Raw genomic sequence first — 21181 nt, forward strand, 5'->3', positions numbered from 1 at the left:
ATCGGGCATGAGTGAAAAAGCAATCCTGAGCTGCCGCAACCTGGGCAAATCCTACGAGGAAGGCCCGGAATCGGTAGTGGTGCTGTCCAACCTGCAACTGGAACTGCATCCCGGCGAGCGCGTGGCGATCGTCGGCAGTTCCGGCTCCGGCAAAAGTACCTTGCTCAATCTGTTGGGCGGCCTTGATACGCCGTCCCACGGCAGCGTGTGGCTGGCCGGTGAAGAGCTCTCGGCGTTGAACGAGAAGGCCCGTGGCCAGTTGCGCAACCGCTCCCTGGGCTTTGTGTACCAGTTCCACCATTTGCTGCCAGAGTTCACCGCCCTGGAAAACGTGTGCATGCCGCTCTTGATCGGCAAGACCGCGATCCCGCAGGCGCGCCAGCGTGCCACGGCGTTACTGGAGCGCGTCGGCCTTGGCCATCGCCTGGAGCACAAGCCTTCAGAGTTGTCCGGTGGCGAGCGCCAGCGTGTGGCGATTGCCCGCGCCCTGGTGAACAACCCAGGCCTGGTGATGCTCGACGAGCCGACCGGCAACCTCGACTCCCACACCGCCCAGGGCATCAAGGACTTGATGCTGGAGCTGAGTACCCAGATGCGCACCGCGTTCCTGGTGGTGACCCATGACATGAGCATGGCCCGGCAGATGGACCGCGTGTTGCACCTGCAGGAAGGTCATCTGGTCGCCATCTGACCTGTTTCAAGCCCGGGCGCCTGTGCCTGGGTTTTCTTTTTTTTCAGGCGGTGCAAGCGAATGTTCAGACCGTTATCGATTTTTATCGGCGCGCGCTATACCCGCGCCAAGCGCCGCAACCGTTTTGTCTCGTTTATTTCGATGACCTCGATGATCGGCCTCGCCCTGGGCGTGCTGGCGATGATCGTGGTGTTGTCGGTGATGAACGGTTTCCAGCGGGAAATGAGTTCACGCATTCTGGGCATGGTGCCGCACGCCACCATCGTCGGCGTAAACCCGATCAGCGACTGGCAGCCCGTGGCCGCCGCCGCCCTGAAAAACCCCGAAGTGACCGCCGCCGTGCCGTTCACCGAGATGGAGGGCATGCTGTCCTACAAGGGTTCGATGCAGCCGATCCAGATCAGCGGGATCGACCCGGCGCAGGAAGGCAAGGTCTCCATCGTCACCCAGCATATCGTCCAGGGGAACCTGGCAGACCTGCAGCCGGGTGAGTTCGGCGTGGTGATCGGGGAAATCACCGCACGCCGTTTCCGCCTGCATGTGGGTGACAAACTGACATTGATCGTCCCGGAAATCAGCACGGCTCCCGGCGGCATTACCCCGCGTATGCAGCGTTTGAATGTGGTCGGTGTGTTCAAGGTCGGTGCCGAGCTGGACGGCTCGATGGCCCTGATCCACGTCGCCGATGCCGCGCAGATGCTGCGTTGGCAGCCCAACCAGGTGCAAAGCGTGCGCCTGGCGGTCAAGGACCTGTATGCGGCGCCCAAGGTTTCGGCAGACATCGCCAGTGGGCTGGGTGCGGCCTACAAGGCCGATGACTGGACCCATACCCAGGGCAGCCTGTTCAGCGCGATGAAGATGGAAAAGACCATGATCGGCCTGTTGCTGCTGATGATCGTCGCCGTCGCGGCCTTCAATATCATCGCCACGCTGATCATGGTGGTGAACGACAAGGGCGCGGACATCGCGATCCTGCGCACTATCGGCGCCACGCCACGGCAGATCATGGCGATCTTCATGGTCCAGGGCACGGTGATCGGTATTGTCGGCACTCTGATTGGCGGCGTGCTGGGGGTGATAGCCGCGCTCAACGTCAGTGAGCTGGTGGGCTGGATGGAGCGTGTGACCGGGCAGCATATCTTCAGTTCGGACGTGTATTTCGTCAGCAACCTGCCATCGGAGCTGCAAGGTGGCGATGTGCTGCTGATTTGCAGCGCGGGGTTTGTGTTGAGCTTTTTGGCGACGATCTACCCGGCGTATCGGGCGGCGAAGATCGAGCCGGCGCATGCCCTGAGATATTCGTAGGTCTTGAGATCGCTATCGCAGGCAAGCCAGCTCCCACATTTGACGGTGTTCGCAAATCAACATGTGGGAGCGGGCTTGCCCGCGATGAGGCTCGCCCAGCTTGCCTCAAACCCCCTGTGGCAACTCAATCACAAACCGCGTCCACCCCGGTTGTGATTCACAGAAAATCCTCCCCCCATGCGCCCGCACAATCGACTGGGTAATTGCCAACCCCAGCCCCGCATGCTCACTGCTGCCTTCGTGCCGTGCCGGATCTGCGCGGTAGAACCGGTCAAACAGCTTGGGCAGCAACCCTTGGGGAATCCCGGTCCCGGTGTTTTCCACACTCAGTGTCACGCCCTGGGCGTTTTCGCTGATCTTCACCCGTACTTCGCCACCCGGCGGGGTAAAGCGCACGGCGTTGTCCAACAGATTGGAAAACGCCCGGCGCAGCATGCTGCGGTCACCGGCGGCACTGGCGCTGCCGTCGCGCAGCAGGTTGACCTGGGCGTCCTCGGCCAACGGCGCGAAGAACTCCAGCAAGGCATCTACCTCGTCGGCCAGGGCCAGGGGTTCGCGTTTGGGGTTGAGCAAACCGTGGTCGGCCTTGGCCAGGTACAGCATGTCGTTGACCAACTGGGCCATCCATTGCAGCTCTTCCAGATTGCTGTGCAGCGCTTCGCGGTAGTCTTCCAGCGGCCGGGGTTGGGTGAGGATCACCTGGGTCTGGGTCAGCAGGTTGGATAACGGCGTGCGCAGTTCGTGGGCGATATCGGCAGAGAACGCCGATAGCCGCTGGAACGCATCATCGAGGCGGCCAAACATCGCATTGAAGGCCTGGGCCAGTTCCGCCAGTTCGGCGGGCATCTGTTCCTGGGGCAGGCGCTGGGTCAGGGAGTGAGCGCGGATATTGCTGGCCACTTCGGTCATTCGCCGCAGGGGCCGCAGCCCGCTGCGCGCGGCCCAGGCGCCAAGGAGCGCGGTCGCCAGGGCGGACAGGCCGACTGTCAGCCAGATCAGGTGTTGCATGCGTTGCAGGAAGTGCTGGTGATGGGTGATGTCGAGCATCAGGACCAACTGCGCAGAACCGGGCTGGGCGGGGTTCAACGCAGCGTTGTACACCCGGTAGCTGGTGCCGGCGCTTTGCAGGCTGTGCAGGCCGGGCGCGGTGGGCAGGTCGGCGGGGATGCGCGGCGCGCTGTCAAACCAGCGCTGGCCGTCGGCGGCGTTGACGCGCACGGCCAGGTCCGGTTGATGGCTCAGTTCGTCTGTCAGTGCGGCCACGCGTTGGGCGAACAGCACCGGGGTATCGGCGTCTTGCAGGGCACCGCGCAGGGCCAGCAGCTTGCTGTCGAGCAATTGCTGGTCGAGCTCGATGAAGTGCTTTTCGCTGGCCTGGCTGAACAATACGCCTGCCAGCAGCGAGACCACGGCGGTGCAGCCGGCAAACAGCAGGGCCAGGCGGCTGGCCAGGGAGAGGCGTTTCATCAACTGAATCGCTCTTCCAGCACATAGCCCATGCCGCGCACGGTGTGGATCAGCTTGTTGGGGAAGCCGTCATCGATCTTCAAGCGCAGGCGGCGGATGGCCACTTCGATGATATTGGTGTCGCTGTCGAAATTCATGTCCCAGACCTGGGAGGCGATCAGCGACTTGGGCAACACTTCGCCCTGGCGGCGCAGGAGCATTTCCAGCAGGGCGAACTCCTTGGCGGTGAGGTCGATACGCTGGCCGCTGCGCTCCACGCGGCGCCGGATCAGGTCCAGGCGCAGGTCGGCCAGGTGCAGGTTGGTTTCCTGGGGTGTGCTGCTGCCGCGGCGCAACAGGCTGCGCACCCGGGCCAGCAGTTCGGAGAACGCGAATGGCTTGACCAGGTAGTCGTCAGCGCCCAACTCCAGGCCGTGGACCCGATCTTCCACCGCATCCCGTGCCGTCAGGAACAGCACCGGGATTTCCAGGCCGGCACTGCGCACCGCCTGCAGGATCTGCCAGCCGCTGCGGCCCGGCAGCATCACATCGAGAATCAGCAAGTCGTAGTCACCCGTCAGCGCCAAGTGCTGGCCGGTGGTGCCGTCGGCCACCAGTTCGGTATTGAACCCGGCTTCGGCCAGGCCCTGGCGCAGGTATTGGCCGGTTTTGGGTTGGTCTTCGACGATCAGCAGTTTCATAGGCAACTCATGGCGGGGTAGCAGCGGGCTTTATACCGTGTGCGCCGGTGGGCTGGCGCAACCTGACAAAGTTGTAATCTAGCAGTCAGGTAACTGGCAGCGGTGCATTATTAGAGTGTCCCACAGGCTGGTCTTATACCTTTGGAGGATAAACATGTTTTTGCGTAAATCTGGGTGGCTGGCAGGTTGCTTGATGATGTTGAGCGTCCCGGCGCTGGCCGATGGCGCTCACACGTTTGCCTTTGGCGAGGCGGCGCCGGCGACCAAGGCCACTCGTACGGTGGAAGTGGTGCTGCAGGATATTTCCTTTGCACCCACCTCACTTGATGTAAAGGCCGGTGAGACGGTGCGCTTTGTGCTGGTCAACAAGGGGCAGCTGCTGCATGAGTTCAACCTGGGTGACGCAAGCATGCATGCCGATCACCAGAAAGAAATGCTCAAGATGCAAGCCAGCGGCATGTTGACCGCCACCGGCATGGGCCAGATGGATCACGCAGCGATGGGCCATGGTGATATGGGTGGCATGAAGCATGACGATCCCAACAGCGTGCTGGTGGAGCCGGGCAAGACCGCGCAATTGACCTGGACCTTCAGCAAGGCAGGGGCCCTGGAGTTCGCTTGCAACCTCCCCGGGCATTACCAGGCGGGGATGGTCGGCAAGCTGACTGTTGCCCCCTGACGCGCGGGTTAAGGCCGGGAGCAAAGGCTGGTAGACTGGCGGGGTTTATTTAGCCAGGTTTCCGCCATGCATCCCGCAGCCGAACATTCGCCGCTGGGCAAGTCCAGTGAATACATCTCCACTTACACCCCTTCATTGCTGTTCCCTATCCCTCGCGCCGCCAAATGGGCCGAGCTGGGCCTCACCGCCCAGACGCTGCCTTACAAGGGCGTGGATTTCTGGAACTGTTTTGAACTGTCCTGGCTGCTGCCGTCTGGCAAGCCGGTGGTGGCTATCGGTGAGTTCAGCATCCCGGCTGACTCGCCGAACATCATCGAGTCAAAGTCCTTCAAGCTCTACCTCAACTCGTTGAACCAGACGCCGTTTGCCGATGTGTCCAACCTTGAGGCGACCTTGCGTGCCGACTTGAGCGCGGCGGCCGGCAAACCCGTGGGTGTGCGCATCCGCAGCCTGGCCGAGGTGGAAGACGAAGGCGTGGTGCGCCTGCCGGGGGTGTGCATCGATGACCTGGATATCAGTGTCAGCAACTACGAGCATCCGCGTCCGGAATTGCTGCGTTGCGATGATTCCCGTGTGGTGGAGGAGAGCGTGCACAGCCACCTGCTCAAGTCCAACTGCCCGGTGACCAGCCAGCCGGACTGGGGCAGCGTGGCGGTGGAATACCGTGGCGCGGCGCTGGACCATGCGAGCCTGTTGGCATACCTGGTGAGCTTCCGCCAGCACTCGGACTTTCATGAGCAGTGCGTGGAGCGGATCTTTCTCGACCTGCAGCGGTTGCTCAAGCCGCAGAAGTTGACGGTGTATGCGCGGTATGTGCGTCGCGGTGGGTTGGATATCAACCCCTATCGCAGTACCGAGGCTGTGCAGTTCCAGAACCTGCGCCTGGCTCGCCAGTAAGCTTTACACCACACAAATGTGGGAGCGGGCTTGCTCGCGATAGCGATGTTTCAGTCAATATCTTCGGTGACTGGCACTCCGTTATCGCGAGCAAGCCCGCTCCCACATTTTTTGGTTCTGGGTTTGGCCTGGATGCGGATTAGATCCCGATATTGCCCAGGGTCACCACAATATTGCGCAATGTCCCGGCTATGCCCGGATGCTCCAGCTCGAAGCGTTCTACAGCCAGGTTGACACCGTCGGCAAGGCTGGGGTTCTGAGTGGCAGGTTCTAGTTCCAGTTGCACTTCAAACTTGGCAATCAACGCTTCCAGCGCTTCGCGTTTTTCCAGCGACAGAGGCGGGTCCTGGTTCAATTGCTCGCGCAGGATGGAAACCTGTTCTTGCAGTTTTTCGCGGGCAGGCATGGCGTTCTTCCTTTTATCAATAGGCACTGGCATAGACCACGGCACGCCGAGAAAGGTCTACGGGACGACCTGTAGATTAATCCACTGGCGGCGACTGTGCATGATCTTGATCAGGGCTTCTCGCCTTTGAGCCGGCGCAGGCCGATGTCCGCCAGGCAGGTGCCCAGTTCACCCAGGTGATCAATCACCGAGTGCACGCCAAGCCCATATAGCGCGACGGTGGCCTTGGCGCGCTTGTGTTCGCGTGCCTGTTCGTCCAGCGCTTGCCATTGGCCAGAGGAGAGCCCGCAGAGGGAGCCGCAGGACGCCAGGCCAATTGTCCAGAGCCCAGCGTTGAGCCCTGATTGCAGCAGCCGCGGCTCGCCACTGACCAGCACGCAGCCATCCAGGTGTGCGATGTTCAACTCCATCAACGCTTGCCAGCAGGCATGGGGCGCAGGCCAGGGGGCGGTCGCAGGGCGGCAGCCATGCACCCAGCCGGGCAGGGCTGCGGCCAGCGGGGTGGTGACGGCGCAAGGCAACTCATCCAGCCAGGCGCAGGGGGTGCCTTGGGTGTTGAGCCATTGCAGGATATTCAGGGCACCAGGGGTGGCCAGGGTTTCGGCTGCGGGGATGGTGTTGGCGTGGGCCGTGGAACCGAAGTCCACCAGGCAACCACTGAGCCCAAACAACACGGCGGTCAGGGAAGGGGCGTTGTCTGCAACGATCTGGGGGTGGGGCATTTCGACGTCCCTGAAAATAGCTGTGACGCTATCGGAGGTCCGTGACAGGCAGATGACACCTGATGAGATTGTAGGGAATTTGTACATTTTCTGAATGACAATTCCGTCAAGCTGCCTAATCCTACACTTCCGTCATATACTGCCGCCTTATTCAGGGCATAGCGCCCATGACAGATCATTCAAGGAGTTCAAGCTATGCGCTGGAGCCAGTGTCTTGCTCAACTATCGGTATGTGCCAGTGTCCTGCTGGTGCCTTTCGCCGCCCAGGCCGCAGAAGAAGATCCGTGGGAGAGCATCAACCGCCCGATCTTCACGTTCAACGACACCGTTGATACCTATGCACTGAAGCCATTGGCCCAGGGCTACCAGTTCATCACCCCGCAATTTGTCGAAGACGGTATCCACAACTTCTTCCGCAATATCGGCGATGTGGGCAACCTGGCCAACAACGTGCTGCAACTCAAGCCGCATCAGGCCGGTGTCGATACCGCGCGCTTGCTGGTCAACACCACGTTTGGCGTGCTGGGCTTGGTTGATGTCGGCACCAAAATGGGGCTGCAGCGCAGCGATGAAGACTTTGGCCAGACCCTCGGTTACTGGGGCGTGGGCAGCGGTCCGTACGTGATGCTGCCGCTGCTGGGCCCGAGCACCCTGCGTGATGCACCGTCCAAGTATGTCGACAGCTACACCGAACCCTACCGCTACATGAACGACATTCCTACGCGCAACAGCGCCATGGGCCTGGATATCATCGATACCCGCGCCAGCCTGCTGTCGGCTGAAAAGCTGATCAACGGCGACAAATACACCTTTATTCGCAATGCCTATCTGCAGAACCGCGAGTTCAAGGTCAAGGACGGCAATGTAGTGGATGACTTTTAAGGTTAAACCTTGAATGAAAAAGGCGGCCCTTGAGGCCGCCTTTTTTGTGTGCATTGATTTCAGTACATCGTGAGGATTTTCAGGCCCAGGTGTTGGTCGTCGCCTTCTTTCCTGGCCCAGACCACCTCGGTGTCTGCCTCAAGGCCCTTGAGCGCGGCGTGTTCTGAGTCGATACGCACCTTCAGTTGGTCGCCAACGTTGAATGGATGCTGCGCCTGGACCTGCATGCCAGAGCTGGAGAGGTCCAGGCAGACCCCGGCAATCTCTTGCCCGGCATGGATCAGCGACACGTCCGCATCCACCCGCATGCGGATGAAATCGCGCTTTTCTGCGTAGTCACGTTCATTTGCGCTCATAGCTTTCATCCTTCCATTGCGTTGTGGTTTTGCCTGTTCTTATAACTCCCGGTGATTTGCGATGTAAAGACGCCCAGCGACCATCGGCATGAGCTTGAAACCCCTGGCGGATGGGAGTACCGTCTGCGCCTTAGAAGGGCACCTCTGCTTTACCTTTGTGCGTGGGCCAACAGCTCATGTTTTGTAGGACAGAGAGGCTAGAAAGCGAATCCAGTAGTGCGAGCCGGGCCATTGCCTGACTGCCTACGCCAACCTAATTCTGGCGCCGTTTGCCCACATGCAAAAAACCAGTGCCACGCTGCTGATAATCGATGACGACGAAGTAGTGCGCGCGAGCCTCGCGGCCTATTTGGAAGACAGTGGCTTCAGCGTCCTGCAGGCCGGCAATGGTCTTCAGGGTCTCCAGGTGTTCGAGCGCGACCAGCCCGACCTGGTGATCTGCGACCTGCGCATGCCCCAGATGGGCGGCCTTGAGCTGATCCGCCAGGTGACCGAGCTTGCCCCGCAGACGCCGGTCATTGTCGTGTCGGGTGCCGGAGTGATGAACGACGCCGTGGAAGCCTTGCGCCTGGGCGCCGCCGATTACCTGATCAAGCCCCTGGAAGACCTGGCCGTCCTGGAACACTCGGTGCGCCGTGCACTGGACCGTGCCCGCCTGCTGCTGGAAAACCAGCGCTACCGCGAAAAGCTCGAAACCGCCAACCGTGAACTCGAAGCCAGCCTCAACCTGCTCCAGGAAGACCAGAACGCCGGTCGCCAGGTGCAGATGAACATGCTGCCGGTCAGCCCGTGGAGCATCGACGAGTTCCAATTTGCTCACCAGATCATCCCTTCATTGTATTTGTCGGGTGATTTTGTCGACTATTTTCGCGTTGATGAGCGCCGTGTCGCGTTCTACCTGGCCGATGTCTCCGGGCACGGCGCATCTTCTGCATTCGTAACTGTGTTGTTGAAGTTCATGACCACACGGCTGTTGTTCGAATCCAAGCGCAACGGCACTTTGCCGGAGTTCACTCCCTCGCAAGTGCTGGGCCACATCAACCGGGGCCTGATCAGCTGCAAGCTGGGCAAGCACGTGACGATGGTGGGCGGCGTGATTGATGAAGAAACGGGTCTTTTGACCTACAGCATTGGCGGTCACCTGCCATTGCCGGTTTTATACACTCCAGACAGTGTGCGTTATCTGGAAGGGCGTGGTCTGCCGGTGGGTTTGTTCAACGAAGCCACCTATGAAGATCACATCCTGGAACTGCCACCGGCCTTCAGCCTGACGCTGATGTCCGATGGCATCCTGGACCTTCTTCCAGAGCCTACACTCAAAGAGAAAGAAGCCGCCTTGCCCCAACGGGTAAGGTCGGCGGGCGGCAGCCTGGATGGCCTGCGGCAGGTTTTTGGATTGGCCACGCTAGGGGAGATGCCGGATGATATCGCCCTATTGGTGTTGAGCAGGAATCTTTGATGAGTACCGGAAGAATCCAATTCGCCGAGCAAGACGGGACCTTCGTCCTGAAGTTTGTCGGTGAAGTGCGCCTGACCTTGTGTTCGGCGCTGGATGCAACGATTGAGCGGATTTTCACAGCCTTGAATTTCTCGGCGATCGTGATCGATCTGACCGAAACCCGCAGCATCGATAGCACCACCCTTGGGCTGTTGGCCAAGTTGTCCATTCTGTCGCGGCAGAAGGTTGGACTGCTGCCGACCGTCGTCACCACACACGAAGACATCACCCGGCTGTTGCAGTCGATGGGTTTCGACCAGGTGTTCAACATCGTCGATCGCCCGATCCCCTGTCCGGAATGCCTGACCGACTTGCCTTCCCAGGACCAGTCCGAGGAAGTGGTGCGGCTCAAAGTGCTGGAAGCGCACAAGATCCTGATGGGCCTGAACGAATCCAACCGCGAGGCGTTTCACGACCTGGTCAACGCCCTGGAGCGTCACTGATCTCACTGTTGAGAAGGCCAAGATGTAGGAGCTGGCTTGCCTGCGATAGCGCCAGCCCAACCACCCATATTGAGCGGGTACAAAAAAGGGCGGCATCCCAAAGATGCCGCCCTTTTTGCCGCGCTCGCTTTTTACAGCTTGGCGCTCAACAACGCCTCCAGCTTCTCCTGATCCCGGGCAAACTGACGAATCCCCTCAGCCAGCTTCTCAGTGGCCATCGCATCTTCGTTGGACTCCCAACGGAACTGCGCCTCGGTCATATGCACGCGAGGTTCGCCGGCGTGGCCTGGCGCCAACTTGCGCTCGAGCTTGCCAGTGTCGGCCGCCAACTTCTCCAGCAAGTCCGGGCTGATGGTCAGGCGGTCGCAACCGGCCAACTCCTCGATCTGGCTCAGGTTGCGGAAGCTCGCGCCCATCACCACAGTCTTGTAGCCATTGGCCTTGTAGTAGTTGTAGATGCGGGTGACCGACTGCACGCCTGGATCATCGGCGCCGATGTAGTCGTTGCCGTTGGCCTTTTTGTACCAGTCGTAGATACGACCGACAAACGGTGAAATCAGGAACACCCCGGCTTCCGCGCAGGCCACGGCCTGGGCGAATGAGAACAACAGGGTCAGGTTGGTCTGGATGCCTTCCTTTTCCAGTTGCTCGGCGGCACGAATGCCTTCCCAGGTGGACGCGATCTTGATCAGCACGCGGTCGCGGCCAATACCTGCCTTTTCGTACAGGTCGATCAGACGATGCGCACGCTTGAGTACCGCGTCAGTGTCGAACGACAGGCGCGCATCCACCTCGGTGGAAATGCGTCCTGGCACCACTTTCAGGATCTCCTGGCCCACAGCCACCGCAAAGCGGTCACTGGCCAGGCCCACATCACCGTTGCAATCCTGCACGCAGGCATCCAGCAACTTGGCGTAGCCTGGAATTGACGCAGCCTTGAGCAAAAGGGAAGGGTTGGTGGTGGCATCCTGTGGCTTGACGCGAGCGATAGCTTCAAAATCGCCGGTGTCGGCAACTACAGTGGTGAATTGCTTGAGTTGTTCCAGCTTGGAAGTCATGGGCGTGCTCTGTCCTATGGGTCTGATGACATTACCCGAGGGTTGCTAGCCGCTCAAGGGCGCAAATGCGTTCGATCGTTTGCGAGGGCAACAACCTGAAAACAGCCGTTTGAATGACCGGCCGTGCTGCTAGATAGGAGGGCAGAATCGCCATCAGGTTCCGCCTGCACCGCGATCAAAATGTGGGGCTGGCCCGCGATAGCGCTGGACCAGTCGTCCAATAAACCGACTGACCCGCTCCGTCAGTGGCCCTCCAGCAACGCCCCAGCCTGATCCAACAACGCCAACGGATCGCTGGCCTTATGAATATCCACTGACAACAACTGCCGAAACCTGCGCGCCCCCGCAAATCCGGTGCCCAACCCCAACACATGCCGCGTAATGTGATGCATCGCCCCACCGGTGGCCAAGTGCTCGGCGATATAAGGCCGCAACTTCGCCAACGCCTCGGCCCGACTGATCGCCGGCGCCGTACTGTCAAACAGCCGCTGATCCACTTCTGCCAGCAAATACGGATTGTGATAAGCCTCACGCCCCAGCATTACCCCATCAAACACCTGCAAATGCTCTTCGCATTGCTCCAGCGTCTTGATCCCGCCATTGAGAATAATCTCCAACTCGGCAAAATCCCGCTTCAATTGCGCCGCTACGTCATAACGCAACGGCGGAATGTCCCGATTCTCCTTGGGCGACAACCCCTCCAGAATCGCAATCCGCGCATGCACGGTAAAACTGGTGCAACCCGCGTCTTTCACCTGCCCGACGAAATCACACAACTGGGCATAACTATCCCGGCCATTAATCCCGATACGGTGCTTGACCGTCACCGGAATCGACACCGCATCACGCATCGCCTTTACACAGTCCGCCACCAGAGCGGGGTGCCCCATCAGGCACGCGCCGATCATATTGTTCTGCACCCGGTCGCTGGGGCAGCCGACGTTCAGGTTCACTTCGTCGTAGCCTGCATCCTCGGCCATGCGGGCACAGGCAGCCAAATCGGCTGGAACACTGCCGCCCAGTTGCAACGCCAGTGGGTGCTCGGCCTCGTTGTGACGCAGGAAGCGTTCGTGGTCACCGCGGAGGATGGCGCCGGTGGTGACCATTTCGGTGTAAAGCAGGGCGTGCTTGGAGAGGAGACGTAGGAAAAAGCGGCAGTGGCGGTCGGTCCAATCCATCATAGGTGCAACGCTAAAGCGCCGAGACAGTGCGGGGCTTGATTCTGCTGGGCTAAAGCTCTGTTTATCTAGCATTTTACTCAACGTGTTCTTGGCATGTTTTAGGGCGTTTTCAGGCGTTTTTCAGGGCTCGGTGGTACGATGTACCACCTCAAAATTGACGCGTACCACTTTCGATATGGCGACTATCAGGGCAAGAAAACTGGCGGATGGGACTGTGAGCTACACGGCTCAGATCCGCATCAAGCGCGACGGAGTGCAAGTCTACCAAGAGAGCCAGACCTTCGCCCGGAAACAGGCAGCCCAGGCGTGGACGCGCAAGCGCGAATCGGAGCTGGACCAGCCTGGTGCGATCGAACGGGCGAGCCGGAAGGGTGTCACCGTTAAAGAAATGATCAAGCAGTACCTGCTGGAAGTGGAAAAGGCCCGGCCTCTAGGCAAAACCAAGAAGGCCACATTGGAAGCCATCGGCAAGATGGATATCGGCAAGCTCAACGATACCGACGTCACCACCCAATGCCTGGTCGACTTCGCTCTCTGGCGAATGAGCCAAGAGGGTGGCGGGGTTCAGCCACAAACCGCCGGCAACGACCTGGCGCATCTCGGCGCTGTTCTGGCGATTGCCAGAGATGCCTGGGGCTACCAGGTCGATCCCCTCGCCATGGGCGGTGCCAGGCGGGTGCTGCGCAAGCTGGGCTACAACCTGAAAAGCCGGGAGCGTGCCCGCCGGCCGACCTTGGACGAGTTGGGAAAGGTGCTTACGCACTACCAGGCCATGCAGGCCAGGCGCCCGACCGCCATCAATATGTTGAAGGTCGTGGGGTTTGCCCTTTTCTCCACGCGCCGGCTGGATGAAATAACCCGTATTCGCTGGGCGGATGTCGACGAGCCTGGTCAGAGGGTGCTGGTGCGCGACATGAAGAACCCCGGCCAGAAGATCGGCAACGATGTTTGGTGCTTCCTGCCGGACGAGGCGTGGCAGATCCTCCAGACAATGCCAAGGGCTGGCGACGACATATTCCCCTACAGCCCCGAATCTATCTCGACATCCTGGGCGAAGGCCTGCAAGTTCCTGGAAATCGCAGACCTGCACTTCCATGACCTTCGCCATGAAGGTGTGAGCCGCCTGTTTGAAATGGACTGGGATATCCCGCGTGTGGCGAGTGTTTCCGGGCACAGGGATTGGAACTCTATGCGGCGGTACACCCACCTGCGTGGCAAAGGTGACCGATATGTGGGCTGGGAGTGGCATGAAAAGATATTAAGGGCGCCCGTCCAGCTGGGCGCCGCATCAATGAAGTGGCTCAAACGGCGGGTTTTAACCCGTTGAGTTGGTTGTGCTCTTTAACCGCGGCGGCGCGCTGTAGGTCGAGGTAGACGGCCAGATCTGTGATGTGGACGCCCTTGGCAGACTTCTGGCTCGGCTCTAGGCGGGTAATTGGCAGCTTGATCTGACCACTCATGACCTTGCGCTGGAACATGTCCGGTGTCAGGTGTGTGAAATAGTCTCTGCAAACCAGTTCCAGTGAGATAACTGCCTGGCCATCATATTGAGCCATCAGGATGAAGGCTGTTTTCATGGGTATTCCCTCACATCCGAAACGTTCGATGAATGAATGTCGGCTTAGCGTGATGCCCGGCGTTTTGCTCGCCATCTGCTTGAATTTCACACACAAATCGGTGCCGCTCGCGGTTTGGAGCGGTCAGGGCTTGTGTGAGGCCAGGCACCGTAGCAATGCATAGCTCGTATGCATCAGGTCCTTGCCAGAGTTGAGCGGGAAGTACCTGGCAATCTGTGCGGGTTGCGTCTGCGCACAGGTATAGCAGGAGAAGGACGGTCATAGAGCGACCTCCTGCGCAGCACCCAAGGTGGCAACATTTCCAACGATCCCTACGATTACGCCTGTACGTGCGCTGAGACGGTATTCCCGGCCGCCACCGCTCAATGCGACGGAACTGACCTTGTCGCCGACAGCGAGTGGAGCTGTGGTAGCCTCTACGGTGCCGCCTTTGGGTTGATTCACTTGCATGGTGCTTCTCCTTTGGGTGGTCGGTGTCGAGGGGTTGCAGCCCCTCGGCACCACCTTCTTACTGGCTTTCGCCGATTGGGTTTTGCTTGCGCACCAGGTGCAGGAGCAGGTTTTCAAACTCGACAACGTCATCTGTCTCGGATTGCCACTCCAGAACTGCCTGGATCTGTTCCCGGCTGCACTCCAGCACCAGGATTTCTTTATCGCTTACCGCACGAACCTCCAGGATCGCGACCAGGCCGGCTGGGTCGTAGGCTTCTGCGTGAACAGTTTTCCCCGACTTGTTAAACCAGTCCTTCAGCTCTTTCAGATGCCGGAGTCGGTTGGTTTCCCCCTCTTGGCCTTCCCCGGTGATGACTTGTACATGCATGGTGCTTCTCCTTTGGGTGGTGGCAGACGTTGCAGCGCCTGGCGGGTAAACCGGTGAGGTGTCAGGCCTGGAAGTGCCAGCACTTCACGATGGGTTGTTTCGTGACGACGGCGTTGGTTTTGGTGGATTGGTATGCGCGTACAGCGCTGTCGGTCGCCTTGTTGACGTCCAGCAGCTTGCGGGAGCGGGAGTCCTTCAGGCGTTCGCGCAGCTCACCGACGTCGGCGATTTTTTGCCGGTTCTCTGCCGCACATTTCACGAAGTCGTTTAGGTTGATGGCGATGACGTGGTCTTTTTTGCTGTGGTTGACCACCGGGCCTTCGGCGTCGAGGCCTTCCAGGTATTCGTAAACTTCCCAGAATTCAGCCACCACCGGGTGGTCGGAGCTGATCGAGGCCTGGCGCTCGATTGCCATGCGGATGATCTGCGAGCGGGTGTGCTCGACCTGGGCGTCGGTTAGCGGCACCACCATGCATAGGCAGTCCAGCAGGGCGAGCATTTGGGCGTGGTTTTTGTTGATCCGCTCCACGCGGATGTAGCCACGCAGCTTGTTGCCGCAGTGGTTACAGTCGCTGTGTTCGTCCTTGAATCGGGTATCACAAGCGAAACAATGGGAGTGCAGGTTGCGCAGCTTTGCCTCATAGCCCGGTACCCGCTGTCCGAAAAGCTCCATTACTTCCAGCTCTTTGCGCACGGCCTGCAAAACAAAGTTGCTGAGTGTCGAACCGTCCAGTGCATTGAGGTGATCCGCTGCCGCACGGCTTTCAGGCGTCACGTTCGGTCGTACAAAGTGCAGTTTGACGATCCGCGTCATGATCGCCTCAGAAGCCACCACCGGGGCGTTTTGGCTGATGGCAATGGTGCCGCGAAACGGTGGTTCGTAGGTTTCGTTACCTGCGGTTTTAACACCCTTGGTTGCCAGGGTGCCGCCGCCGAAGTAGTCCTTGAGCTCGTCCCATTCGAAGGTTTTGGCGTGGGCCTTGTCGTCGCCGCTGCGGTCTGACTCCAGCAACACGATGGGCATGCCGGACACCTGGCCCATCAAGCGGCTGCGGCCGGCCTTGGTGGATTTGGACGGGTCGAACCCTTCGTAACCATCACGGCCCGCGAGTTTCCAGAGCAGTGTGAGCAAAGTGGTCTTGCCGGCGCCGGCCTCGCCCGTGGCTTCAAGGAACGGAAACGACTGGTAGCGGCCACGGATCTGCTCGGCGAACAGGGAGCCAAACCAGAAGGTCAGCGCCACGACGCCCTGGGCGCCGAAGCACTGCCAGAGAAGGCCAAGCCACTGCGGGTCGTATTTTTTGCTGTCTTTTTCCAGATCGATCTTGACCCCCTTTTGCAGGGTTTTGAGCTTGAGCTTGCCCATTTCGAAGAATTCTTCTTCGTTGATGTTGATGACCTGGCCTTCGCGGATGGCTACGTCGTTGAACACGTAGCAGCGGTATTCCTTGCTGTAGCCCACGTAGTCGATGGTCTGGACGGTCTTGATCCCAAAAAGCTGATCTTTCATGAGTTTGTCCAATTGCTGTCCACTGCCGGTGAACACGGCTCCGGCACCCATGCCGAGAAGTCTTTTTTTGAATTCGCTTGCGGCAGCGACCTGGCCGCCGGTGAAGGTGTTTTTCACGGAGCCGCCGTCGTGGGGGAAGTCGACGCGGAAGAAGTACCAGGACTCGTCGGTAATCTCGTTGCGCTGGAAATAGAGGGCCTTGGGGTAGCAGTTGGCGATTTCGACGACGCAGCCGGCCATCTGCAAGGCTTTGTCCCGGATTTGCCTTTCGTTAAGCACTTGCTCTTCCTGCTTATCGGTTTTGTCGAACGTCTGCTTGGCGGTGTTGAATTTCGCCATGTCCAATTTCCACCAGTACAAACGGGAGTCGAAACAGAAGTGAAACTCCTCCCGCTCACGCCAGTGATACATGAGCATCGCCTTGTCGCTGGCGTTGTCAGCAATGAGCAGATCGCCCTGGTGCCTGGCTTCCCTCAGGTCTTTTTTGATGCGTTCTGCGCGTGCTGTTTCGTCGTCAATGAATGCCCAGCGCTGATGCAGGTCATTCCAGTCGACCTTGCGTGCGTCCGGCTGCGGGATCTGCGCGGCTTCGCAGGTGAAACCAAGTTCGCGGGCACGTTTGACCCACATCTGTGTGTACTTGTGAGCGCCTGGCTCGTTGTCCAGAGCCCAGATCAACTTAGGTGTTTTACCGCCGCGAGAGGTGATCAGCGCCTTCAGTGACTCCTCTGGAAAGGCATTTGAAGACAGGGCTGCAACTGCTGATAGACCGTTATGAATGAGCGCGATGGCGTCGAAGATGCCTTCAACGATCCACAGTTCTTTCACTTCAAGCAGATCCAGGCAAGGCGGGCACCACCAGTGCCCCCTGTAGCTCTTGAGGGGTTGGAAGCGGGCCTTTTTCTTGCCGAAGCGCGAAGGCTGGTCAATCAGGCGCTCCCAGTACCCGCCGTGCTCCAGGGGAAAACGGACGGTTGCAGAGCCGATTTCCAGATCCCGGTCAAAGTAGCTTTCCTGGGTATACCAACCCTCAATCAGTTCAGTGCGAAAGCCTCGGGCAAAAGACAGGTACGCCTTGGCACTGGCGGCTGGCTCGTCCCGGGTAGCAGGAGCCCGCTTGCTCCAGTCGTCGAACAGGTCTGGATACAGCTCTTTAGTAGGAGCCATGTACCGGCAGTTTTTCTCGCGGCCACAGCGAATGAACCAAGGTTCGTCATGGCGAGAAAACAGGCGTTTCTGGTTGCACTGCGGGCAAGTGCCCTTGCGCATGTAATGCGTGCCCTTCATGTGTTGAAGGCCGTAGTCAGATTCCAGGCGCTGAATCACATCGGCGCGGATCTGGTGCTCCATGGGCTTGCGATTCACTGCGCATTCCCCATGGTGGGGACGAGCTGCTTTTTCAGCTCGGTGCGTGTCTTGCAGATGCCGGCCAGGTAAGGCAAGTCCTCAAGCACCTTCGGCGCCCGCTGGCCGCTTGGCACATTCCGGTAGCGGTCGGAGTACCAAATATCAGCCATGGTGACTTCGTACTGACTGGTCAGCCACAACAGGTAGTGCTGCGCCTGCTGTTCGTCCAGCTCCAGTTTTATGGTGATTTTGCTCATTTCGGCCACCAGTAAGTTGCAGTTTCCCCTTACCCACGCGGTGCGGGCATACAGAAGAGGGGAGGTTGGGTGTTATTGAGGGAGGTTGTGATTCAGCAGATGCGTGGGAAGCAATCGTGCTGACACAGGGCGTCGCTGTTGGGTGCAGGTGTCCAGCAGCCAAATGACCGGCCGGAATGGACCGCTGCTGGGGTAGATGCCGAGCCAGGCAATGCGGTTGCACGTCATACTTTCGAACTCGGCCACGGCTAATTCCGCAATGCGTTGCACCAGGTGCGGCGGCACTTCCAATGACAGCGTCAGGTAACGGGCGCAGTTGTCCAGCAGTTGGGTGTCACCGGCCAAGTGTTGGGAGCGGTGGCGGTACAGATAGGCTACAGCTGCTTGCTGCATCGCTACGCGGTAGTCACTGGTGGGGTTGGCGGTCAAGTTTATGGCGTTCATACGGATGCAGTCTCCACGTCCAGTTGGTCCAGCAAATCGGGTTGGTTGGTATCGGCACGGCTGTCGCGTATCGCCTTTTGACGAGCCATGTACGGGGCGATTGGGACTATGGTCAGCGGTCGCTCAACACCCGACGGACTGAGCTGAAAATCTATGGTCTGGCTACCGGTAAACGTTGCCCCGCACACGACGTTCATGCATTGGTAGTACAAGGATCGGAAACATGGCGTTTGCCCCTCAGACGTTCGAATGCGCAGCGGGCCGTAGCAGGAAGGACAAACCAGCTTGTATGTGCTCAATGCTTCTGCCCTCGGCTGTGCAGCAGGATCGTTGCCAGAACTTCGGAGTGGCGAGCTGCCATGTAATGGCTGTGAGCGCGCAGGATGGCTTCTGCCTCATCCCGTTCGATGACCCCGTCGTCCAATGCTTTGGCGATGATCTGGTCGACCACGCCACGCTTGGCTGCGGCCCGCACCGAGCGGCCGTAGAGGTCGACGTTATCGAGTGTTTCAGGCTTGGCCAGGGGCACAAACATGCCCCCGTACATAGCGGCTATGTATTCAGGCAGGTAGGTCGTGCCCATGTCCTGCTCTAACAGGTGTATTTGCTCATCGCTCAAAGGTCGGCTGCCGGCGTTTTCATAGATGTGGTTATCGAACTTTTTGAGTTCGTACCCGAGGCGTGCCGCTGCGCATTCCCGGCCACCTTCGTAGTCGTTGATGACAGCGCTCATGACTTGCCGCTTGGTCGCTAGAACTGGGCGTTTCATCTTCTGGTATCCCCCTGGAGTCATCGCCCCTACAGTTGTTTCATACAGCCTGTGCTGCGGTCTGCTCGGTGCCTTCCGCCAGGATCCCAGGCAATACCTCTTTGCCAATCACCCGAGACAAGTCCCGCAGGATCTGGAATGTCAGCCGCCCGCGCGGCAGGGTTTCGTGGCCGGCCCAGCGCTGAACCACCTGGGTGACCGTCCTCACCTCGTAGCCATGGCTGAGGGCGAACTGACGGAAGTTACTGCCGCGTTCGATCAGTCGTGCCTGGATCTGGCGCTTCTCCATCGCTTGGCTCATGGTTCGAGTGTTCCTAGTTGGTTAAGATGTACCTGTTTGTTCGCAGTATACGCACCAAAACGGGTGCGTAAATCGGAATATATGAAAAAATGAGTATAGCGACGCGTTTGCGCAGCGTAATAGACGACAGAGGAATGTCTATAAAGGAGGCCTCAGAGGTAGTGGGGATCCCTTACAGAACGCTTCAGAACTACCTTCTGGGCGAACGCGAGCCCAATGCAAAGGCGATGGCTGCCATTCGCACTCATTTGGGTATAAGTCTGGATTGGCTGCTGACAGGAGAGGGCTCTATGTTTCTGGGTGTGTCAGCTGGGACATCTGATGCGCAGGCTGCAAATCAGCAGGAGGAGGCCATCCTTGAGCTGTTCCGCTCGCTTGGAGAGGCCGGTAAGCGGGAGATACAAAGCGCTGCTGAAGAAAAGAAACGCTTAATGGATGTCGAGCAGCGCCTCAAGGATTTGACTGAAGCCCTTGCCGATACCAAACGGCCAGCATAATCTGTACCCATTAAGAACGGATCCTAGACAGGGAAGTATCGGATCACGACTCACCAATTAAGCAAAAAAGAAAATGGTGATTTTCTGTCCCTTCGAAAAATCATAAGGATATGCTGATGGTTATAAAACTTCCTTAAAAAATCTCGAAAGTGTGAGTGCGTGTGCGCGCTCGGTTTTTGGGGAAGGTAAATATTATGTTCGAATGGAAACTGATTTAAGTTTTGATTTATTGGGGAGTTATATGGCATTTGAATTGAAGTATGCAGTTATACATAGTTTCGATAAAGAGAAGCATGCGACTAATGTGGATCCGGCTAAGATAGTGAAGAAGCCGCTTTTTGATGTGGCAAAGCCGAGTGTGGTAAAGCTTGTTTCTAGTATCCATGGAGTGCTAGGGAAGACAGGTAATAATGTCGTGTGGGGGCAATTTTCGGAGGTCGGGAGGCAAGGTGCTTTTCCTCCAGAAGTGGCGTCCTACATAGTTGATTCGAATGCTGATAAGTTTGAGCATCTAACTCACATTGCCCTTGATGAGCTTATAGGGAAATCCTTGGCTGAAGCCCTATCTACAGGCGGGTATATTCTGTTCGCGCAGTATTTAAATGATAATGTGCCATTTCTTCTTGTTACTAGTATCAAGCAGCGTGATGGGCTGAAGCTCAATGCCGATTATATTCCTGAAGAAACGACTGATATTGATATGTCAAAAATTCAACAGGCGGCTAGAATAAATTTATCCAGGCTGTCTGAATTCTTGAATCCGGTGGCTGAGGTTGCGGATTTGGATGAGGAGCAATTAGCAGAAATTGAAATGGAGAAAGAAAAAACTTATTTATGTTTCATTAGTAAAGGGAAGGGCAGTGAGGCTTCTGGATATTTCGTGGAGGCTCTAGGTTGTGAAAAGGGGGTCGCCTCCGCAAGGGCGACTAGAAATGCCATGGATATGGTGGAGTCGTTTTTTAAAAGCCGAGAGCCGATTAAGCATCTTAAGGTTTTAGCGCGCGAAAATGTAGTTCGATACCTGCAGCAGAAGATTGAAGATGGGCACCATGCAACTCTTGAAGGAATACATGCTGCAGCTACTTCCTGCATACAGCCTGAACAAGCCGAATTAACGGCCTACGTTGCAGAACTCAAAGATTTCTTGAATGATGAAGTCAATCAAGTGCCAGAGGAATTTGCTGTTAACCAGGTTGCGCTTAATCAGCGTATAAGAATCAAAGGTGACTCTGGGCGCCACTGGGCACTGCAGTTTGAAAAAGGATCTTTAGGAAGGACTCCTAATAGTAAAGTTTGTTATAATGGTGAGGCTAGGCAGATAATTCTTTCAGATCCTTCAGAAAAAATGTGTCGTGCTATTGAGGCGGCTCTTGCTGCAGATGAGGTTAAATAAA

25 protein-coding genes and 1 pseudogene are annotated in these 21181 nt (G+C 58.1%); 11 read left to right on the plus strand and 15 right to left on the minus strand.

The features are described 5' to 3' along the window. Window positions 1–7 precede the first annotated feature (7 nt). Together lolD and HBO12_RS23540 are read left to right on the plus strand one after the other, a co-directional pair. Window positions 8–691 (plus strand): lipoprotein-releasing ABC transporter ATP-binding protein LolD, encoded by a 684-nt coding sequence (gene lolD / locus HBO12_RS23535; RefSeq protein WP_169954171.1) that lies wholly within the window; start codon window positions 8–10, stop codon window positions 689–691. 60 nt (window positions 692–751) lie between these two features. After that, window positions 752–1996: a lipoprotein-releasing ABC transporter permease subunit gene (locus HBO12_RS23540; protein WP_170043348.1), complete on the plus strand. Its 1245-nt coding sequence runs from the start codon at window positions 752–754 to the stop codon at window positions 1994–1996. 105 nt (window positions 1997–2101) lie between these two features. Here the strand turns inward: HBO12_RS23540 and HBO12_RS23545 are convergent, their stop codons facing one another. Together HBO12_RS23545 and HBO12_RS23550 are read right to left on the minus strand one after the other, a co-directional pair. Beyond that, on the minus strand, window positions 2102–3463 hold the full coding sequence (locus HBO12_RS23545; RefSeq protein ID WP_170043349.1) for a heavy metal sensor histidine kinase: 1362 nt from the start codon (window positions 3461–3463) through the stop codon (window positions 2102–2104). Continuing rightward, entirely contained in the window at window positions 3463–4143 is a 681-nt protein-coding gene (locus HBO12_RS23550; protein WP_169954168.1) for a heavy metal response regulator transcription factor, read from the minus strand. Before HBO12_RS23550 ends, HBO12_RS23545 begins: the two co-directional genes overlap by 1 nt. A 154-nt stretch (window positions 4144–4297) precedes the next feature. On the opposite strand from HBO12_RS23550, the gene copI reads away from it, so the two are divergent. Together copI and queF are read left to right on the plus strand one after the other, a co-directional pair. Then, entirely contained in the window at window positions 4298–4822 is a 525-nt protein-coding gene (gene copI / locus HBO12_RS23555) for a copper-resistant cuproprotein CopI (RefSeq protein WP_169954167.1), read from the plus strand. A 66-nt stretch (window positions 4823–4888) separates the two neighbouring features. After that, window positions 4889–5719 (plus strand): NADPH-dependent 7-cyano-7-deazaguanine reductase QueF, encoded by an 831-nt coding sequence (gene queF, locus HBO12_RS23560; RefSeq protein WP_169954166.1) that lies wholly within the window; start codon window positions 4889–4891, stop codon window positions 5717–5719. A gap of 139 nt (window positions 5720–5858) precedes the next feature. On the opposite strand, the gene HBO12_RS23565 is transcribed toward queF, so the two are convergent. Further along, complete coding sequence (locus HBO12_RS23565) at window positions 5859–6125, minus strand: DUF4404 family protein (protein WP_076961288.1); 267 nt, start codon at window positions 6123–6125, stop codon at window positions 5859–5861. A 110-nt stretch (window positions 6126–6235) separates the two neighbouring features. Beyond that, window positions 6236–6847 (minus strand): HAD family phosphatase, encoded by a 612-nt coding sequence (locus HBO12_RS23570; RefSeq protein ID WP_170043350.1) that lies wholly within the window; start codon window positions 6845–6847, stop codon window positions 6236–6238. Between the two features lie 195 nt (window positions 6848–7042). Here HBO12_RS23570 and HBO12_RS23575 point away from each other — a divergent pair, with 195 nt between their 5' ends. Next, on the plus strand, window positions 7043–7729 hold the full coding sequence (locus HBO12_RS23575) for an MlaA family lipoprotein (protein ID WP_169954164.1): 687 nt from the start codon (window positions 7043–7045) through the stop codon (window positions 7727–7729). A gap of 59 nt (window positions 7730–7788) precedes the next feature. On the opposite strand, the gene HBO12_RS23580 is transcribed toward HBO12_RS23575, so the two are convergent. Next, window positions 7789–8085, minus strand: a complete 297-nt coding sequence (locus HBO12_RS23580; RefSeq protein WP_169954163.1) for a PilZ domain-containing protein — start codon at window positions 8083–8085, stop codon at window positions 7789–7791. Between the two features lie 277 nt (window positions 8086–8362). Here HBO12_RS23580 and rssB point away from each other — a divergent pair, with 277 nt between their 5' ends. Both rssB and rssC read left to right on the plus strand, forming a co-directional pair. Then, window positions 8363–9544 carry a two-component system response regulator RssB gene (gene rssB / locus HBO12_RS23585; RefSeq protein WP_032863287.1) on the plus strand — a complete coding sequence of 394 codons (1182 nt, stop codon included), beginning with the start codon at window positions 8363–8365 and terminating at the stop codon, window positions 9542–9544. Further along, window positions 9544–10026 (plus strand): anti-sigma factor antagonist RssC, encoded by a 483-nt coding sequence (gene rssC / locus HBO12_RS23590; protein ID WP_029293846.1) that lies wholly within the window; start codon window positions 9544–9546, stop codon window positions 10024–10026. The genes rssB and rssC overlap by 1 nt, the downstream gene beginning before the upstream one ends. Before the next feature lie 131 nt (window positions 10027–10157). Here the strand turns inward: rssC and tal are convergent, their stop codons facing one another. Then, window positions 10158–11084, minus strand: coding sequence for a transaldolase (gene tal / locus HBO12_RS23595; RefSeq protein ID WP_170043351.1), 927 nt, complete (start codon window positions 11082–11084; stop codon window positions 10158–10160). A gap of 242 nt (window positions 11085–11326) precedes the next feature. After that, window positions 11327–12337: a tRNA dihydrouridine(20/20a) synthase DusA gene (dusA, locus tag HBO12_RS23600; RefSeq protein ID WP_170043352.1), complete on the minus strand. Its 1011-nt coding sequence runs from the start codon at window positions 12335–12337 to the stop codon at window positions 11327–11329. A 103-nt stretch (window positions 12338–12440) separates the two neighbouring features. Between dusA and HBO12_RS23605 the strand changes: the two genes are divergently transcribed. After that, the gene (locus HBO12_RS23605) at window positions 12441–13592 is read left to right on the plus strand and encodes a site-specific integrase (RefSeq protein ID WP_154906829.1); all 1152 of its coding nucleotides are present in this window, start codon (window positions 12441–12443) and stop codon (window positions 13590–13592) included. On the opposite strand, the gene HBO12_RS23610 is transcribed toward HBO12_RS23605, so the two are convergent. From HBO12_RS23610 to HBO12_RS23645, 8 genes are all read right to left on the minus strand, one after another. Beyond that, window positions 13567–13842 carry a pyocin activator PrtN family protein gene (locus HBO12_RS23610; RefSeq protein WP_154906830.1) on the minus strand — a complete coding sequence of 92 codons (276 nt, stop codon included), beginning with the start codon at window positions 13840–13842 and terminating at the stop codon, window positions 13567–13569. The genes HBO12_RS23605 and HBO12_RS23610 overlap by 26 nt on opposite strands. 508 nt (window positions 13843–14350) lie before the next feature. Beyond that, on the minus strand, window positions 14351–14662 hold the full coding sequence (locus HBO12_RS23615; RefSeq protein ID WP_170043353.1) for a hypothetical protein: 312 nt from the start codon (window positions 14660–14662) through the stop codon (window positions 14351–14353). A gap of 61 nt (window positions 14663–14723) precedes the next feature. Further along, window positions 14724–17522 carry a toprim domain-containing protein gene (locus HBO12_RS23620; protein ID WP_170043389.1) on the minus strand — a complete coding sequence of 933 codons (2799 nt, stop codon included), beginning with the start codon at window positions 17520–17522 and terminating at the stop codon, window positions 14724–14726. Between the two features lie 11 nt (window positions 17523–17533). Then, entirely contained in the window at window positions 17534–17776 is a 243-nt protein-coding gene (locus tag HBO12_RS23625; RefSeq protein ID WP_058410890.1) for a hypothetical protein, read from the minus strand. 72 nt (window positions 17777–17848) lie between these two features. Continuing rightward, a complete protein-coding gene (locus tag HBO12_RS23630; protein WP_170043354.1) occupies window positions 17849–18220 on the minus strand; it encodes a hypothetical protein in 372 nt (123 codons plus the stop codon). Beyond that, entirely contained in the window at window positions 18217–18519 is a 303-nt protein-coding gene (locus tag HBO12_RS23635; RefSeq protein WP_170043355.1) for an ogr/Delta-like zinc finger family protein, read from the minus strand. The genes HBO12_RS23630 and HBO12_RS23635 overlap by 4 nt, the downstream gene beginning before the upstream one ends. Further along, entirely contained in the window at window positions 18516–18989 is a 474-nt protein-coding gene (locus tag HBO12_RS23640; RefSeq protein WP_170043356.1) for a YmfL family putative regulatory protein, read from the minus strand. Before HBO12_RS23640 ends, HBO12_RS23635 begins: the two co-directional genes overlap by 4 nt. Before the next feature lie 40 nt (window positions 18990–19029). Continuing rightward, window positions 19030–19278: a helix-turn-helix domain-containing protein gene (locus HBO12_RS23645; protein WP_170043390.1), complete on the minus strand. Its 249-nt coding sequence runs from the start codon at window positions 19276–19278 to the stop codon at window positions 19030–19032. Window positions 19279–19379: 101 nt separating this feature from the next. Between HBO12_RS23645 and HBO12_RS28460 the strand changes: the two are divergent. From HBO12_RS28460 to HBO12_RS23655, 3 genes and pseudogenes are all read left to right on the plus strand, one after another. Continuing rightward, a pseudogene (locus tag HBO12_RS28460) lies at window positions 19380–19574 on the plus strand (helix-turn-helix domain-containing protein); the annotation flags it as partial. A 6-nt stretch (window positions 19575–19580) separates the two neighbouring features. Beyond that, window positions 19581–19787, plus strand: a complete 207-nt coding sequence (locus HBO12_RS28465; RefSeq protein ID WP_262377067.1) for a hypothetical protein — start codon at window positions 19581–19583, stop codon at window positions 19785–19787. A gap of 202 nt (window positions 19788–19989) precedes the next feature. Beyond that, window positions 19990–21180: a nucleoid-associated protein gene (locus HBO12_RS23655; protein ID WP_170043358.1), complete on the plus strand. Its 1191-nt coding sequence runs from the start codon at window positions 19990–19992 to the stop codon at window positions 21178–21180. Window position 21181: the final 1 nt, after the last annotated feature.

Origin of the sequence: Pseudomonas sp. WS 5059 (assembly GCF_012985525.1) — a bacterium.
Lineage (GTDB): Bacteria > Pseudomonadota > Gammaproteobacteria > Pseudomonadales > Pseudomonadaceae > Aquipseudomonas.

What these genes read in the sequence shown, in the direction of transcription:
- lolD (WP_169954171.1), top strand. Translation starts at nt 8, where the DNA reads ATGAGTGAAAAAGCAATCCTGAGCTGCCGCAACCTGGGCAAATCCTAC.
- HBO12_RS23540 (WP_170043348.1), top strand. Translation starts at nt 752, where the DNA reads ATGTTCAGACCGTTATCGATTTTTATCGGCGCGCGCTATACCCGCGCC.
- HBO12_RS23545 (WP_170043349.1), bottom strand. Translation starts at nt 3,463, where the DNA reads ATGAAACGCCTCTCCCTGGCCAGCCGCCTGGCCCTGCTGTTTGCCGGC.
- HBO12_RS23550 (WP_169954168.1), bottom strand. Translation starts at nt 4,143, where the DNA reads ATGAAACTGCTGATCGTCGAAGACCAACCCAAAACCGGCCAATACCTG.
- copI (WP_169954167.1), top strand. Translation starts at nt 4,298, where the DNA reads ATGTTTTTGCGTAAATCTGGGTGGCTGGCAGGTTGCTTGATGATGTTG.
- queF (WP_169954166.1), top strand. Translation starts at nt 4,889, where the DNA reads ATGCATCCCGCAGCCGAACATTCGCCGCTGGGCAAGTCCAGTGAATAC.
- HBO12_RS23565 (WP_076961288.1), bottom strand. Translation starts at nt 6,125, where the DNA reads ATGCCTGCCCGCGAAAAACTGCAAGAACAGGTTTCCATCCTGCGCGAG.
- HBO12_RS23570 (WP_170043350.1), bottom strand. Translation starts at nt 6,847, where the DNA reads ATGCCCCACCCCCAGATCGTTGCAGACAACGCCCCTTCCCTGACCGCC.
- HBO12_RS23575 (WP_169954164.1), top strand. Translation starts at nt 7,043, where the DNA reads ATGCGCTGGAGCCAGTGTCTTGCTCAACTATCGGTATGTGCCAGTGTC.
- HBO12_RS23580 (WP_169954163.1), bottom strand. Translation starts at nt 8,085, where the DNA reads ATGAGCGCAAATGAACGTGACTACGCAGAAAAGCGCGATTTCATCCGC.
- rssB (WP_032863287.1), top strand. Translation starts at nt 8,363, where the DNA reads ATGCAAAAAACCAGTGCCACGCTGCTGATAATCGATGACGACGAAGTA.
- rssC (WP_029293846.1), top strand. Translation starts at nt 9,544, where the DNA reads ATGAGTACCGGAAGAATCCAATTCGCCGAGCAAGACGGGACCTTCGTC.
- tal (WP_170043351.1), bottom strand. Translation starts at nt 11,084, where the DNA reads ATGACTTCCAAGCTGGAACAACTCAAGCAATTCACCACTGTAGTTGCC.
- dusA (WP_170043352.1), bottom strand. Translation starts at nt 12,337, where the DNA reads ATGCTAGATAAACAGAGCTTTAGCCCAGCAGAATCAAGCCCCGCACTG.
- HBO12_RS23605 (WP_154906829.1), top strand. Translation starts at nt 12,441, where the DNA reads ATGGCGACTATCAGGGCAAGAAAACTGGCGGATGGGACTGTGAGCTAC.
- HBO12_RS23610 (WP_154906830.1), bottom strand. Translation starts at nt 13,842, where the DNA reads ATGAAAACAGCCTTCATCCTGATGGCTCAATATGATGGCCAGGCAGTT.
- HBO12_RS23615 (WP_170043353.1), bottom strand. Translation starts at nt 14,662, where the DNA reads ATGCATGTACAAGTCATCACCGGGGAAGGCCAAGAGGGGGAAACCAAC.
- HBO12_RS23620 (WP_170043389.1), bottom strand. Translation starts at nt 17,522, where the DNA reads ATGGAGCACCAGATCCGCGCCGATGTGATTCAGCGCCTGGAATCTGAC.
- HBO12_RS23625 (WP_058410890.1), bottom strand. Translation starts at nt 17,776, where the DNA reads ATGAGCAAAATCACCATAAAACTGGAGCTGGACGAACAGCAGGCGCAG.
- HBO12_RS23630 (WP_170043354.1), bottom strand. Translation starts at nt 18,220, where the DNA reads ATGAACGCCATAAACTTGACCGCCAACCCCACCAGTGACTACCGCGTA.
- HBO12_RS23640 (WP_170043356.1), bottom strand. Translation starts at nt 18,989, where the DNA reads ATGAAACGCCCAGTTCTAGCGACCAAGCGGCAAGTCATGAGCGCTGTC.
- HBO12_RS23645 (WP_170043390.1), bottom strand. Translation starts at nt 19,278, where the DNA reads ATGGAGAAGCGCCAGATCCAGGCACGACTGATCGAACGCGGCAGTAAC.
- HBO12_RS28465 (WP_262377067.1), top strand. Translation starts at nt 19,581, where the DNA reads ATGTTTCTGGGTGTGTCAGCTGGGACATCTGATGCGCAGGCTGCAAAT.
- HBO12_RS23655 (WP_170043358.1), top strand. Translation starts at nt 19,990, where the DNA reads ATGGAAACTGATTTAAGTTTTGATTTATTGGGGAGTTATATGGCATTT.